This is a genomic window from Paraoerskovia marina DSM 21750 (genome assembly GCF_000701465.1).
Lineage (GTDB): Bacteria > Actinomycetota > Actinomycetes > Actinomycetales > Cellulomonadaceae > Paraoerskovia > Paraoerskovia marina.
Genome location: NZ_JNIY01000003.1, coordinates 1,261,282 through 1,274,410, shown reverse-complemented (window position 1 = coordinate 1,274,410; position 13,129 = coordinate 1,261,282). Strand labels below are relative to the sequence as shown.

General features: G+C 70.3%; 14 protein-coding genes. 2 read left to right on the top strand and 12 right to left on the bottom strand.

Going from position 1 to position 13,129, the window contains the following annotated elements; all coding sequences use genetic code 11:
• The 12 genes from Q343_RS15425 to argC form a co-directional block, all read right to left on the bottom strand.
• A partial coding sequence (locus tag Q343_RS15425) for a hypothetical protein (protein WP_211248966.1) occupies positions 1 to 231 on the bottom strand: 231 nt, incomplete at its 3' end.
• 296 nt (positions 232 to 527) lie between these two features.
• Positions 528 to 1,790, bottom strand: coding sequence for a tyrosine--tRNA ligase (gene tyrS / locus Q343_RS0106055; protein ID WP_029252695.1), 1,263 nt, complete (start codon positions 1,788 to 1,790; stop codon positions 528 to 530).
• Between the two features lie 124 nt (positions 1,791 to 1,914).
• Positions 1,915 to 2,535, bottom strand: a complete 621-nt coding sequence (locus Q343_RS0106050) for a DNA-3-methyladenine glycosylase (protein WP_029252694.1) — start codon at positions 2,533 to 2,535, stop codon at positions 1,915 to 1,917.
• Complete coding sequence (locus Q343_RS0106045) at positions 2,532 to 3,122, bottom strand: AAA family ATPase (protein ID WP_029252693.1); 591 nt, start codon at positions 3,120 to 3,122, stop codon at positions 2,532 to 2,534. The genes Q343_RS0106050 and Q343_RS0106045 overlap by 4 nt, the downstream gene beginning before the upstream one ends.
• Positions 3,123 to 3,126: 4 nt before the next feature.
• Positions 3,127 to 4,557, bottom strand: a complete 1,431-nt coding sequence (gene argH / locus Q343_RS0106040; RefSeq protein ID WP_029252692.1) for an argininosuccinate lyase — start codon at positions 4,555 to 4,557, stop codon at positions 3,127 to 3,129.
• A gap of 3 nt (positions 4,558 to 4,560) precedes the next feature.
• Positions 4,561 to 5,790: an argininosuccinate synthase gene (locus Q343_RS0106035; RefSeq protein ID WP_029252691.1), complete on the bottom strand. Its 1,230-nt coding sequence runs from the start codon at positions 5,788 to 5,790 to the stop codon at positions 4,561 to 4,563.
• 41 nt (positions 5,791 to 5,831) lie between these two features.
• Entirely contained in the window at positions 5,832 to 6,365 is a 534-nt protein-coding gene (locus Q343_RS0106030; RefSeq protein WP_029252690.1) for an arginine repressor, read from the bottom strand.
• A complete protein-coding gene (argF, locus tag Q343_RS0106025; protein ID WP_029252689.1) occupies positions 6,362 to 7,309 on the bottom strand; it encodes an ornithine carbamoyltransferase in 948 nt (315 codons plus the stop codon). The genes Q343_RS0106030 and argF overlap by 4 nt, the downstream gene beginning before the upstream one ends.
• Positions 7,306 to 8,607: an acetylornithine transaminase gene (locus tag Q343_RS0106020; protein ID WP_052366892.1), complete on the bottom strand. Its 1,302-nt coding sequence runs from the start codon at positions 8,605 to 8,607 to the stop codon at positions 7,306 to 7,308. Before Q343_RS0106020 ends, argF begins: the two co-directional genes overlap by 4 nt.
• A complete protein-coding gene (argB, locus tag Q343_RS0106015; protein ID WP_052366891.1) occupies positions 8,604 to 9,560 on the bottom strand; it encodes an acetylglutamate kinase in 957 nt (318 codons plus the stop codon). Before argB ends, Q343_RS0106020 begins: the two co-directional genes overlap by 4 nt.
• A complete protein-coding gene (gene argJ, locus Q343_RS0106010) occupies positions 9,557 to 10,732 on the bottom strand; it encodes a bifunctional glutamate N-acetyltransferase/amino-acid acetyltransferase ArgJ (RefSeq protein WP_029252686.1) in 1,176 nt (391 codons plus the stop codon). The genes argB and argJ overlap by 4 nt, the downstream gene beginning before the upstream one ends.
• Positions 10,729 to 11,796, bottom strand: coding sequence for an N-acetyl-gamma-glutamyl-phosphate reductase (gene argC, locus Q343_RS0106005; RefSeq protein ID WP_211248965.1), 1,068 nt, complete (start codon positions 11,794 to 11,796; stop codon positions 10,729 to 10,731). The genes argJ and argC overlap by 4 nt, the downstream gene beginning before the upstream one ends.
• Positions 11,797 to 11,890: 94 nt before the next feature.
• Between argC and Q343_RS0106000 the strand changes: the two genes are divergently transcribed.
• On the top strand, positions 11,891 to 12,883 hold the full coding sequence (locus Q343_RS0106000) for a quinone oxidoreductase family protein (RefSeq protein ID WP_029252684.1): 993 nt from the start codon (positions 11,891 to 11,893) through the stop codon (positions 12,881 to 12,883).
• Complete coding sequence (locus Q343_RS0105995; RefSeq protein WP_029252683.1) at positions 12,880 to 13,128, top strand: hypothetical protein; 249 nt, start codon at positions 12,880 to 12,882, stop codon at positions 13,126 to 13,128. Before Q343_RS0106000 ends, Q343_RS0105995 begins: the two co-directional genes overlap by 4 nt.
• The last annotated feature ends 1 nt before the right edge of the window (position 13,129 follow it).

Below are 13,129 nucleotides of genomic sequence, written 5' to 3'. Positions count from 1 at the left end.
GTAAATGATCAACGTCAACCAACCAACCCACAAGGAGCCAGCCAGCAAACAACCATACGAAGCACCACACACCAAACGATGCGCGGCCTCATTAATCTGGCAATCAGATTCGAAAACTAACGTTTTCAAAAACTGTTGTCCAAAGACCCCCAACCACCAACCGAAACCACCCGAACGGGCAGCCACAGTCACCAGCCAGGAGATAAAACTTTGGCATTGACTATCAAGCACACTGTTGAGTTCTCAAACAACCAGCACGCACCGTCCCGACCCGCCGAACCTCAGCGACCCGAACCCGGGGCAACCTCTCCAACCTACCAGACCCGATCTCCCGCGTCCAACTCTGCGAAACGATCGAACTCTTTCGGGGTCGAAACATTGCTTCGACCGAAGAGGATTGTCGGCCTCGGGCCGGCCATCTGCCCGAGGGCTTCTGTCTGTCTCCCCTGTCGGGCTGACTCAGAGAACATTACACGTGCCCCGCGCCGCCGCCAAGTCCGTGCGCGGTGACGCGGGGCACACCTTGTCTAGGCCTGCGACTCGGCGACGGCGAGCGTTCGCTTCCCGCGCCGTAGGACCGCGAACCTGCCGTGCAGGAACGCCGCGGCGTCGAGCTCGGCCTCGCTGCTCGAGACCTTCGCGTTGTTGACGTACACGCCGCCCTCACCGATGGCTCGACGTGCCGCACCCTTGGAGGCGACGAGGCCGGCCGCGACGATGGCGTCGACGACACCATCTCCTGCGGTGACGGTGACGCTGGGGAGCTCGTGGACCGCTGCCGCGAGCGTCGCCTCGTCGAGTGCATCGAGATCACCGCGCCCGAAGAGCGCCTTGCTCGCCGTGATCACAGCCTCGGTAGCCTCGGCTCCGTGGACGAGGGTGGTCACGTCGGTCGCGAGGACCCGTTGTGCCTCCCGGGCGGCCGGCCGCTCCTGCACGGCCTTCTCGAGCTCGGCGATCTCGTCCCGGGAACGGAACGTGAAGATCTTCAGGAAGCGCACGACGTCGGCGTCCTCGGCATTCACCCAGAACTGGTAGAAGGCGTACGGACTCATCATCTCGGCGTCGAGCCATACTGCTCCGCCCTCGGTCTTGCCGAACTTGGTCCCGTCGGACTTGGTGATCAGCGGCGTCGTCATGACGTGCACGGACGACTGCTCGGTCTTGCGGATGAGCTCGACGCCGGAGAGCAGGTTGCCCCACTGGTCGTTGCCACCGGTCTGCAGCGTGCAGCCATAGCGCAGGAACAGCTCACGGAAGTCGATCCCCTGGAGGATCTGGTAGCTGAACTCGGTGAAGCTGATCCCCTGTTCGCTGTTCAGGCGGCGCGCGACCGTGTCCTTGGCGAGCATCGTCCCGAGGCGGTAGTGCTTGCCGATCTCGCGAAGGAAGTCGATCGCGGTGAGGTCACCGGTCCAGTCGAGGTTGTTCACCACACGCGCAGGGTTCTCGCCGTCGAGGTCGAGGAATCGCGAGACCTGGGAGCGCAACCGGTCCGTCCATTCGGCGACCGTGTCCTTCGTGTTGAGCACGCGCTCGCCCGACTCGCGCGGGTCTCCGATCATCCCAGTCGCGCCCCCGACGAGAGCGATCGGGCGGTGGCCCGCGAGCTGCAGGTGCCGAAGGAGCAGCAGCTGGACCAGATGCCCGTGGTGCAGGCTCGGAGCCGTCGGGTCGAACCCGCAGTAATAGGTGACGGGGCCCTCGGCCAGTGCGTCGCGCAGCGCGGTCTCGTCGGTGGACTGGGCCACCAGACCTCGCCATTGCAGCTCGTCGAGGATGTCGGTCACTACAGCTCCTTCGTCGTCGGCCCTGAGATCGGGCCGAGGTTGCTCCGGGGCGTTCGCCCGGCTCATCGCTCATTGTGCCGCGAATCGCTCCCGACGCGCACGAAGGTTCGACGGGGCGGCTGGACTACCGGGCCCGCCGGTACGCGGAGACGGTGGGCTCGCCCTCGATCCAGAACCGCCAGGGGAAGAGGGCCGGGTCGCCGCCCTCGCCCGAGACACCCACCCGGGGGCCCGACAGGATCGTCGCGCCGAGGGGTCTGTCGCGCGGTACGAGGACCAGCTCGCCGCCGGTCAGGCGCGCGCCGTCGTGCCCGAGGTCGATGCCGAGAGCGACCGTGAAGTTCCCGGGGCCACGCGCGAGGTCTCGATCGGTGCGTGCCACGCCCACGGCCGTCCGGCGAGCACGCGCGAGATCATGCCCCTCGACGATCTCCGCCGCACGCAGCAGCACGGCCGACGCCTCCCCCTCCGGCCCGCAGACGACGTTCATGCAGTGGTGGATGCCGAGATGGCGGTAGACGTAGAGGTGCGCCGCAGGACCGAACATCGCGGCGTTGCGCACCGATCTGCCGCGGTACGCGTGAGACCCCGGGTCGTGGGCGCCTCGGTAGGCCTCGACCTCGGTGATCCGTGCCGTCACGCGTCCTGCCCCGAGACGCGTCGTGAGCAGCGCGCCGAGGAGCTCTCGGCCGACGTCGAGAGCGTCCCGCTCGAGCCACGCACCCGACGAGGCGGACGCCGTCACGGAAGCAACCGTCCCCAGCCGTCGAGACGGACGTGGGCACGACGACGCGTGTCGTGCTCCGCGAAGAACTCGCGTTCGGCGGACATCCAGCGGATCCACTCGGCCCTCATCGCCGCTCCGTCGCGTCGCAGTCCGCGTCGGAGCCGTTCGTCGTCCGGCGCCTCGACCCAGATGACGCACGCCGCGAACGCGTCGACAGAACGGGGCGCCGCTCCGCACCCCTCGACGATCAGGACCGGTGCCCTCTCCACGTGGTGCGACTCGGCGAACGTCCCCCGGTCCCAGTCGTACCGGTCGTACTTGCCCGGTCGCCCCTCGGACAGCGGTCCGAGCACCCACTGGGCGCACCGTGTCGCGCCGCCACCGGGCCCGGCCTCCCAACCCTCGTAGAGATCGTCCATGTGCACGACCTGGGCATCGAGTGCGACCGCCATCTGGCCGGCCAGCGTCGTCTTGCCCGACCCGGCCGGCCCGTCGATGCAGACCAGCCGCGTACGGACCGGGTCCGCGAGCTCGCGCGGCAGGAGCGCCACGCTGTCGCGGACCCGGTCGACGAGCGTGTCCAGCACGGGCGTGCTGACGCTCATGAGGTCAGCCCTCGGTCCAGAACCGGAACTCGACAGCCTTGGCCTTGGCTTCGGTCAGCTGCTCCGCGACCCGTGCCGGCGCGGTCCCGCCGACGGCGTCCCGCGAGGCGAGCGAGCCGCTCACGCTGAGCACCTCGCGCACGCCAGGTGTCAGATGATCCGAGATGTCTGCCAGGTCCTCGTCCGACAAGTCCCAGAGCTCGATGCCACGGTCCTCGCAGACGCGGACGCACGAACCCGCGACCTCGTGGGCGACGCGGAAGGGAACGCCCTGTCGCACCAGCCACTCCGCGATGTCGGTCGCGAGAGAGAAGCCCTGCGGTGCGAGCTCCGCCATACGGTCGGTGTCGAACTCGAGCGTGGCAACCATCCCGGCGAATGCCGGCAGCAGGACCTCGAGGGTGTCGACCTGGTCGAAGACCGGCTCCTTGTCCTCTTGCAGATCACGGTTGTACGCGAGCGGGAGGCCCTTCAGCGTGGCAAGAAGACCCGTCAGGTCGCCGATGATGCGCCCCGCCTTGCCGCGCGCGAGCTCGGCCACGTCGGGGTTCTTCTTCTGCGGCATGATGCTCGACCCGGTGGAGTAGGAGTCGTGCAGCCTGACGAAGCCGAACTCCTTGGTCGCCCAGGCGATGACCTCCTCGGCCAGTCGCGAGAGGTCCACCGCGAGCATCGCGGAGACGAACGCGAACTCCGCGACCACGTCGCGCGCCGCGGTGCCGTCGATCGAGTTCTCGACCGGGCCGTCGAACCCGAGCTCCGCTGCCACGGCAGCCGGGTCGAGGCCGAGGGACGAGCCCGCGAGCGCCCCCGAGCCGTAGGGCGAACGTGCTGCGCGGACGTCCCAGTCGACGAACCGGTCGACGTCGCGCAGGAGCGGCCAGGCGTGGGCGAGGAGGTGGTGCGCGAGCAGCACCGGCTGCGCATGCTGCAGATGTGTACGCCCGGGCATCGCTGCCTCCCCCGCGGCGGTGGCCTGCTCGGTCAGCGCGTCGACCACGTCGAGCACGAGACCGACGATGACGCGGGACTCGTCGCGGAGATACATCCGGACGAGGGTCGCGATCTGGTCGTTGCGGGAGCGTCCTGCCCGGAGCTTTCCACCGAGCTCGAGCCCGGCACGCTCGATGAGCCCTCGTTCAAGCGCGGTGTGGACGTCCTCGTCGCCCTCGGCTGGGACGAACGCCCCCGACGCGACGTCCTCGCGCAGCCGGTCGAGCGCAGCGTGCATTCCTTCGAGCTCGGTGTCGTCGAGCAGACCCGCTGCGTGCAGGACCTTCGCGTGCGCCTTGGAGCCGGCGATGTCCTGACCGGCGAGCCGCCAGTCGAAGTGCGTGGACTTGCTCAGCGCTGCCAGCGCGTCGGCAGGACCACCGGCGAACCGGCCACCCCAGAGGCTCACGCGCTGGGAGTCGGAGGCGTTCGTCTCAGTCATGGCTCAGAGCTCTCCGTCGCCCAGGTCCACGCCGTTGCCGAACTTGACGTCGCGCGCGGCGGCGAGCTTGGAGGTCAGGCCGTAGATGTCGATGAATCCGACGGCGCTCGACTGGTCGAAGCTGTCGCCCTCGTCGTACGTGGCGAGGTTGAAGTCGTAGAGGCTCTGCTCGGAGCGACGTCCGCTGACCGTCGCGCGCCCGCCGTGCAGGACGAGACGGATGTCGCCGGACACGTACTTCTGGGTGTCGGCGATGAACGTGTCGAGGTTCTTCTTCAGCGGGCTGAACCACTGTCCGTCGTAGACGAGCTCGCTCCAGCGCTGCTCGACGTTCCGCTTGAAGCGGGCCTGCTCGCGCTCGAGGGTGACGTTCTCGAGCTCGCGGTGGGCTGCGATGAGTGCCATCGCGCCCGGGGCCTCGTAGATCTCGCGGGACTTGATGCCCACGAGACGGTCCTCGACGATGTCGATCCGGCCCACGCCCTGCGCGCCGGCTCGGCGGTTGAGCTCCTGGATGGCCTGCAGGGGCGTCACCTTCTCGCCGTCGAGGGCGACGGGGACGCCCTGGTCGAAGGTGATGATGACCTCGTCCGCGACCGGGGGGAAGGTCGGGTCGTCGGTGTAGTTGTAGACGTCCTTGGTCGGTGCGTTCCAGATGTCCTCGAGGAAGCCCGTCTCGATCGCACGGCCCCAGACGTTCTGGTCGATCGAGAACGGGTTCTTCTTGGTCGTCTCGATGGGCAGCTTGTGCTTCTCGGCGTAGGCGATCGCCTTTTCCCGGGTGAGCGCGAGGTCGCGGACCGGCGCGAGGCACTTCAGGTCGGGCGCGAGGGAGGTGATCGACACCTCGAACCGCACCTGGTCGTTGCCCTTGCCCGTGCATCCGTGCGCGACGGTCGTGGCGCCGAACTGGCGCGCGGCACGCACGAGGTGCTTGACGATGACGGGCCGCGAGATCCCCGAGACGAGCGGGTACGCGTCCTGGTAGAGCCCGTTCGCCGCGAGCGCCGGCATGCAGTACTCGGTCGCGAACTCGTCGCGTGCGTCGGCCACGTAGGCCTCGACGGCGCCGCAGTCGAGCGCACGCTGGCGGATCGCCTCGAGGTCCTCGCCGCCCTGGCCGACGTCGACGGCCACGGCTACGACCTCGGCCCCGGTCGCCTCCGCGATCCAACCGATGGCGACGGAGGTGTCGAGCCCTCCCGAGTAGGCGAGGACGACGCGTTCAGTCATGGTGATACTTCCTTCGGGTCTGGGGTGTGCTGCGGGTCTGGTCAGTTGTGTCCGGCCGCACCGGCGGCCATGGACAGGAATCGTGCGGCGATGTCCTCGCCGCCGTCGATCTCGCGTCCGATCACGAGGACGGTGTCGTCACCGGCGATGGTCCCGAGAATGCCCGCGAGGACCGAGTGGTCGATCGCCGACGCGAGGTACTGGGCTCCGCCCGGCGGCGTCCGCAGGACCACCTGGTTGCCGGAGGCCTCGGCGGAGACCAGGAGCTCGCCGCACAGCCGGGCTAGCCGGGCGGCCACGTACTCCGCGTCGGTCCCCGCGCGGACGGACCGGTCTCCCCCCTCGCCGGGAACTGCGTAGGCGAGCGCCCCGGAGGGCAGGCGGACCTTCTCCGCCTGCAGGTCGACCAGGTCGCGCGAGAGCGTGGCCTGCGTGACCGAGACTCCCTCGGCCGCAAGGCTCCGGGCCAGCTCTGCCTGGGAGTGGATCTCGCCGCGTCGGACGAGCTCGACGATCCGCGCGTGACGCGCGGCACGGGTCGTCGGCACGCCGGCCGGTGTGGTCCGCACACTCACGCCGACTCCTCGAGGAGCCACGTGAGCAGGGCCTTCTGGGCGTGCAGCCTGTTCTCCGCCTCGTCCCAGACGGCGCTGCGGGGCCCGTCGATCACCTCGGCGGTGATCTCCTTGCCCCGGTAGGCGGGGAGGCAGTGCAGGACGATGGCGTCGTCGGCGGCGTGCGCGACCAGCGCGTCGTCGACCTGGAACGGGACGAAGGGCCTCGCGCGCTCCTCCGCGCTCGCCTCGTCCCCCATCGAGATCCACGTGTCGGTGACGACGACGTCGGCCCCCGAGACCGCGTCGGCCGCGTCGGTGACGACGGTGACGGATCCCCCCGTCTCCGCCGCGATCTCCTGGGCACGGGCGACGACGTCGGCGGCCGGGAGGTAGCCCTGAGGCCCTCCGACCCGGACGTGCATGCCCGCGGTCGCACCGCCGACCATGTACGACGCCGCCATGTTGTTGGCGGCGTCGCCGACGTAGGCCAGGGTCTGCCCGGCGATCGCGTCGACGCCGCCGCGCAGCTGCGCGACGGTCAACAGGTCCGCGAGGATCTGGCACGGGTGGAACGCGTCGGTCAGTGCGTTCACGACCGGAACGGACGAGTAGGCGGCCATCTCCTCAAGACGGTCCTGCCCGAACGTCCGCCAGACGATCGCCGAGCACTGCCGGTCGAGCACGCGTGCGGTGTCCGCCACCGACTCACCCCGCCCGAGCTGGCTGCTCTGCGCGTCGATGACCAGCGGGTATCCGCCGAGCTCGGCGATCCCGGCGGAGAACGAGACCCGTGTGCGTGTCGAGGGCTTGTCGAAGATCACGGCCACGGCCTGCGGGCCGCGCAGCGGTGACCGGACGTACCGGTCCTCACGGAACGCCAGACCGAGCTCGAGGACGGCGCGCTGCTCGGCCGGCGAGAGGTCGTCGTCACGCAGGAAGTGACGGACAGCGGTCGTGCTCATGAGTCCTCCCCAGGAGGTCGAAGGTCGGGCAGGTTCGAGAACAGGTCGACGACGGACCGGGCCTGGTCGCTCGTCAGGATCAGCGGCGGGGCGAGCCGGACGGTGTCGGGGGCGACGGCGTTCACGATGAACCCCTCCTCCAGCGCGTACGCGGCCACCTGTGCCGCCACCGGCCGGGTGAGCCGCACGCCGAGCAGAAGCCCCGCCCCGCGGACGTCGGCGACGAGCGGGTTGCCACAGCCCGAGATGCCGTCCCTGAGCACGCCACCGACGACGCGGACGTTGTCCAGCAGACCGTCGCGCTCGATCACGGCGATCGTCGCGAGAGCGGCCGCGGCCGCGACAGGGTTCCCGCCGAAGGTCGTCCCGTGCTGCCCCGGACCGAGCAGCGTCGCGACACGTTCTCCATAGGCGATGACCGCACCGACGGGGAATCCGCCGCCGAGCCCCTTGGCGACGGTGACGACGTCGGGCACGACACCCTCACCGAGCGCGCTCTGGTGGTGCGCGAACCACGACCCGGTCCGGCCGATCCCCGTCTGCACCTCGTCGATGATCAGCAGGGCGCCGCAGGCGGCGGTGAGCTCACGGGCCCGGGCGAGGAAGCCGGCGGGCAGCGGTCGCACGCCCGCCTCGCCCTGGATCGGCTCGGCGACCAGTGCCGCGACCGGACCCCTGTCGTCGTCCGCGAACGCACGCTCGAGCGAGGCGGGGTCGGAGGGGTCGACGAACTCGACGCCCCCCGGCATCGGCTCGAAAGGCTCGCGGTACGCCGCCCTGGACGTCATGGCGAGCGCACCCATCGTGCGACCGTGAAAGCCGCCGTCGAGCGCGATGATGCGCGCCGGCCGCCCGGCGGTCCCACCCAGCTGGCTCCCAGCACGGCGGGCGAGCTTGAAGGCCGCCTCGTTCGCCTCGGAGCCCGAGTTGGTGAAGAAGACCCGCGACCCGTCCGGGGCCGAGGCCAGGTCGAGCAACCGCTCCGCCAGCGCAACCTGGGTCGGCGTCGCAAAGAAGTTCGAGACGTGCCCGAGGGTGCCGAGCTGGGCGCCGACCGCAGCCGTCAGCGTCGCGTGCCCGTGCCCCAGCGCGTTGACGGCGATCCCTGCCAGCATGTCGAGGTACCGGTTGCCGTCGGCGTCCCAGACGTAGGCTCCCTCACCCCGGACCAGCACCCGCTGCGGGGTGCCGAACGTGTTCATCAGCGCTCCCGAGTACCGCTCGGTCCACCGGGCCGCCGAGCTCTCGTCTCCGCCGACCAGCGCCATCTGCGTCGTCACGTCCACGTCGTCGCTCATGCCGTCACCTCCGGAACCACCATCGTGCCGATGCCCCGCGTGGTGAAGACCTCCTGCAGGACCGAGTGGGCCACCCGACCGTCGATGACGTGCGCCCGAGGAACGCCGCCTCGGACCGCGCGCAGGCAGGCCTCCATCTTCGGGACCATGCCCGACTGCAGCGACGGCAGCAGGGACGCGAGATCGCCCTCGGTGATCTCGCTGACGAGCGAGCCACGGTCGGGCCAGCTCGTGTACAGCCCCTCGACGTCGGTCAGCACGATCAGCTTGGTGGCACCGAGCGCGACGGCGAGCGCCGCGGCCGCCGTGTCGGCGTTGACGTTGAGCACCTGCGTGGGGTCGTCGACGTCGGGCGCGACGGTCGAGACCACGGGGATCCGGTGCGCGTCGAGGAGGTCCCGCACGGCGCGCGGGTCCACCGAGACGACGTCCCCGACCTGTCCGACGTCCACCTTCACCCCGTCGACCACCGCATGTCGGCGCTGGGCTGCGAACAGTGCACCGTCCTCGCCGGAGAGGCCGACGGCGTACGGCCCGTGCGAGTTGATGAGTCCCACGAGTTCGCGCGAGACGGACCCGGTCAGCACCATCCGGACGACGTCCATCGCCTCGGGCGTCGTGACGCGCAGTCCCCCACGGAACTCCGAGTCGATCCCGAGGCGGTTGAGCATGGAGGAGATCTGCGGGCCCCCGCCGTGCACGACGACGGGGAGGAGCCCGACCTGACGCAGGAAGACCATGTCCTGGGCGAACGCCTGCTTGAGCTCGTCGTCGACCATGGCGTTGCCGCCGTACTTCACGACGACGAGGGCACCGTGCAGCTCCTGGAGCCACGGCAGTGCCTCGACGAGCACCTCGGCCTTCTGGCTCGGCTGCAGGTCGGCGACGGCGTCGAACCCGTCCTCGTGCGGGTAGTGCGCGTTCTCCGGCACGTTCTGGTCCTTTGTCGTCATGAGGAGTACGCGCTGTTCTCGTGGACGTAGTCGTGCGTGAGGTCGTTGGTCCACACCGTGACCGTCGCGTCGCCGGCGTGCAGGTCGATCTCGACGACGACGTCCCGGCTACCGGCCAGGTCGACGCCCTCGCGCGGCTCACCCACGCCTCCCGCCCGGCACACCTGAACCCCGTTCACGGCGACGTCCAGCGTCAGCGGGTCGAACGGTGCGACGGACTCCGGGACGGTCCCGACGGCGGAGAGGATCCGCCCCCAGTTCGGGTCGTTGCCGAAGATCGCCGTCTTGAAGAGGTTGGACCGGGTCACGGCTCGCGCGACGGCGACTCCGGCGTCCTCGGTCGTCGCGTTGCGGACGGTCACCGCGATCTCGTGGCTCGCCCCCTCGGCGTCGGCGACGAGCTGGCGGGAGAGCTCGGCGCACACCTCGGTGAGCGCCTCGACGAGCTCTGCCTCGCTCACGGACTGTCCAGAGGCACCGGAGGACAGCAGCACCACGGAGTCGTTCGTCGACATGCAGCCGTCGGAGTCGACCCGGTCGAACGTGGTCCGGGTCGCCTCGCGCAGAGCGCGATCGAGCGTCTCGGCGTCGGCGAGGGCGTCGGTCGTGACGACGCACAGCATCGTCGCCAGGCCCGGCGCGAGCATGCCGGCCCCCTTGGCCATCCCGCCCACCGTCCACGTCCCGCCCGCACCGGACCGCCGTGCGACGGCGGTCTTGGGGGTGGTGTCGGTGGTCATGATCGCGAGGGCGGCGTCGTGGCCGCCGTCGGCCACGAGCCCGGACGCCGCGGCGTCGACCCCCGCAAGGAGCTTGTCCATCGGCAGAGGAAGACCGATCAGACCGGTGGAGCACACGACGACGTCTCCCGCGGAGGCCTCGAGGACGTCGGCGACGTGCTCGGCCGTGCGGTGGGTGTCGGCGAACCCGTCGGGCCCGGTGCAGGCGTTGGCGCCGCCCGAGTTGAGCACGACCGCCTGGGCCCGACCGTCGGCGAGCACCTGCCGGGACCAGACCACCGGGGCCGCGACGACGCGGTTGGACGTGAAGACCCCTGCGGCAGCGAGCTCCGGGCCGTCGTTGACGACGAGCGCGACGTCGCGTTCCCCCGTCGACTTCAGTCCGGCGACGACTCCCGTCGCCCGAAATCCTTGTGCTGCGGTGACGCTCATGGTGCGACCCCTTCGGTGGTCAGGCCTCGGGTCTGGTCGAGGCCGAGGGCGATGTTCATGGACTGCACCGCGGCTCCGGCCGTCCCCTTCACCAGGTTGTCGATCGCGGTGACCGTGACGACCCGCCCGACCGCACGGTCGACGGCCACCTGCACGAGAGCGGTGTTCGCTCCGAGGGTCATCGCCGTCGTCGGCCACTGCCCCTCGGGGAGGAGCTGGACGAACGGCTCGCCGGCGTAGGCCTGTTCCCAGGCCCGACGCACCTCGGCGTCCGACGCCTCGGCGTGCGCCGAGGAGAGGCGCGCCGTCGTCGTCGCGAGAATTCCGCGGGACATCGGGACAAGGGTCGGGGTGAACGAGATCGAGACCGTCGCGGCCCCCGCGGCCCGGAGGTTCTGCCGGATCTCCGGGATGTGGCGGTGGGTGCCCCCGACGGCGTAGGCCTGCGCCGAACCGAGCCCCTCGCTCGCCAGCAGGTGCGCCTTCAGGGACTTGCCGGCACCCGAGTACCCGTTGGCGAGGACGGCGACGACGTCGACAGGATCGACGACGCCGGCGGCGACACCGGGCTGAAGCCCCAGGGTGACCGCGGTGACGTTGCACCCGGGGACCGCGATGCGCCGCACCCCGGCGAGCTGCTCGCGCTGCTTGGTGAGGGCGCCGTCGTGACCCGTGAGCAGAAGCTCCGGCATGCCGTAGGGCCACGTCCCGGCATGCTCCGAGCCGTAGAACGCAGCCCAGTCGTCCGCGGAGACGAGACGGTGGTCCGCCCCGAGGTCGATCGCCAGCACGCTCTCGTCGAGCTGCGCGGCGATCTCGCCCGACGCGCCGTGCGGCAGCGCGAGCACGACGACGTCGTGGCCGGCGAGGTTCTCGGCCGTCGTCGCGACGAGCTCGCGGTCCGCCAGAGCGCGCAGGTGGGGCTGGATCGCACCGAGGCGCTGCCCTGCGTTGGAGTGGGCGGTCAGCGCCCCGATCTCCACGTCGGGATGACTCGCCAGGAGGCGCAGGACCTCTCCCCCGGCGTACCCTGACGCTCCTGCTACTGCGACCCGAACTGTCATATTCATAGTGTGGCATATCTATGCAGTGAGACGCGAACCGGTGCCGCGATGACACTCCGGGTGCGGACACGGCATTCATCACTAGCCTTGCTGGATGCATGCGATCGTGGCTCGCGAAGCGGGCGGCCCTGAGGTACTCGACTACGTCACCCTGCCGGACCCCGGCCCCACGCCCGGACGACTCCTGGTCCGGGTCGCCGCGATCGGCGTCAACTACATCGACACGTACCGACGCAGCGGCGCCTACCCCTCCATGTACCCCCATCTCGTGGGTTCCGAGGGCTCCGGGTGGGTCGTCGACGCCGGAGACGTCCCCGGCTTCGCCCCGGGCGACCACGTCGCGTGGGCGGACGGACCTGCCTCGTACGCCGAGATGGTGAGCGTCGACCCCGCCCGCGCGCTGCGCGTCCCTCCGGACATGTCGTTCGAGACCGCGGCCGCGCTGCCGATCCAGTCCCTGACCGCGCACTACCTCTCGCGGTCGACGTACCCCGCCACGGCCGCCGACACGGTGCTCGTGCACGCGGGTGCCGGCGGCGTCGGCCTCCTGCTGACCCAGATGCTGACCCTCAACGGCGCCCGGGTCCTGACGACCGTGTCGTCCGACGCCAAGGCGGCTCTGTCGCTCGAGGCCGGCGCCGACGCGGCCATCCGCTATGACGAGTTCACGAACATGGCGACCGACCTGCCGAAGAAGCTGCGCGCCGTGACCGGCGACAAGGGCGTCGACGCCGTCTTCGACTCCGTCGGCAAGGTGACCTTCGACGCCTCGCTGGCCTCCCTCGCCCCGCGCGGCATGCTCGTCCTGTTCGGCGCCTCGTCCGGCATGGTTCCCGCGGTCGACCCGCAGCGCCTCAAGAACGCGGGTTCGGTCTTCCTCACCCGCCCCCAGCTCTCCGACCACGTCGCCACGCGCAGCGAGCTCGTCTGGCGGGCGCAGGAGATCCTGCGCGCCGTCAACGACGGGACCCTGCAGGTCCGTATCGGTGCGACCTACCCACTGTCCGACGCCGCGCAGGCGCACCGGGACCTCGAAGGGCGGAACTCGACCGGAAAGCTGGTCCTGATCCCCGACCACGGCGCATGAGCTGGAGCTGGGTGCCGCCCCGCGAGGGCGAGGGTGGCCCGTCCCCCGCGCTGCGCCGGGCCGTCACGGTGCTCGGTGTCCTGTTCACCGCGGTCATCGCGCTGTCCTACGTCGTCTCGGCACAGGACCGCGCCACCCGGGCGTGCGCCATCGACGCCCCCGCGGGTGCAGAGGTGAGCGCGGAGTGGCAGTGGTGGCCTCCCGGTCACGCGTGCGTGTACGACCAGGAGACGACGCAGGTCTGAC

Excerpts from the sequence above, each read along its gene's own strand:
- Q343_RS0106045 (WP_029252693.1), bottom strand. The coding sequence starts at position 3,122 with ATGAGCGTCAGCACGCCCGTGCTGGACACGCTCGTCGACCGGGTCCGC.
- argH (WP_029252692.1), bottom strand. The coding sequence starts at position 4,557 with ATGACTGAGACGAACGCCTCCGACTCCCAGCGCGTGAGCCTCTGGGGT.
- Q343_RS0106035 (WP_029252691.1), bottom strand. The coding sequence starts at position 5,790 with ATGACTGAACGCGTCGTCCTCGCCTACTCGGGAGGGCTCGACACCTCC.
- argF (WP_029252689.1), bottom strand. The coding sequence starts at position 7,309 with ATGAGCACGACCGCTGTCCGTCACTTCCTGCGTGACGACGACCTCTCG.
- Q343_RS0106020 (WP_052366892.1), bottom strand. The coding sequence starts at position 8,607 with ATGAGCGACGACGTGGACGTGACGACGCAGATGGCGCTGGTCGGCGGA.
- argB (WP_052366891.1), bottom strand. The coding sequence starts at position 9,560 with ATGACGACAAAGGACCAGAACGTGCCGGAGAACGCGCACTACCCGCAC.
- argJ (WP_029252686.1), bottom strand. The coding sequence starts at position 10,732 with ATGAGCGTCACCGCAGCACAAGGATTTCGGGCGACGGGAGTCGTCGCC.
- argC (WP_211248965.1), bottom strand. The coding sequence starts at position 11,796 with ATGACAGTTCGGGTCGCAGTAGCAGGAGCGTCAGGGTACGCCGGGGGA.
- Q343_RS0106000 (WP_029252684.1), top strand. The coding sequence starts at position 11,891 with ATGCATGCGATCGTGGCTCGCGAAGCGGGCGGCCCTGAGGTACTCGAC.
- Q343_RS0105995 (WP_029252683.1), top strand. The coding sequence starts at position 12,880 with ATGAGCTGGAGCTGGGTGCCGCCCCGCGAGGGCGAGGGTGGCCCGTCC.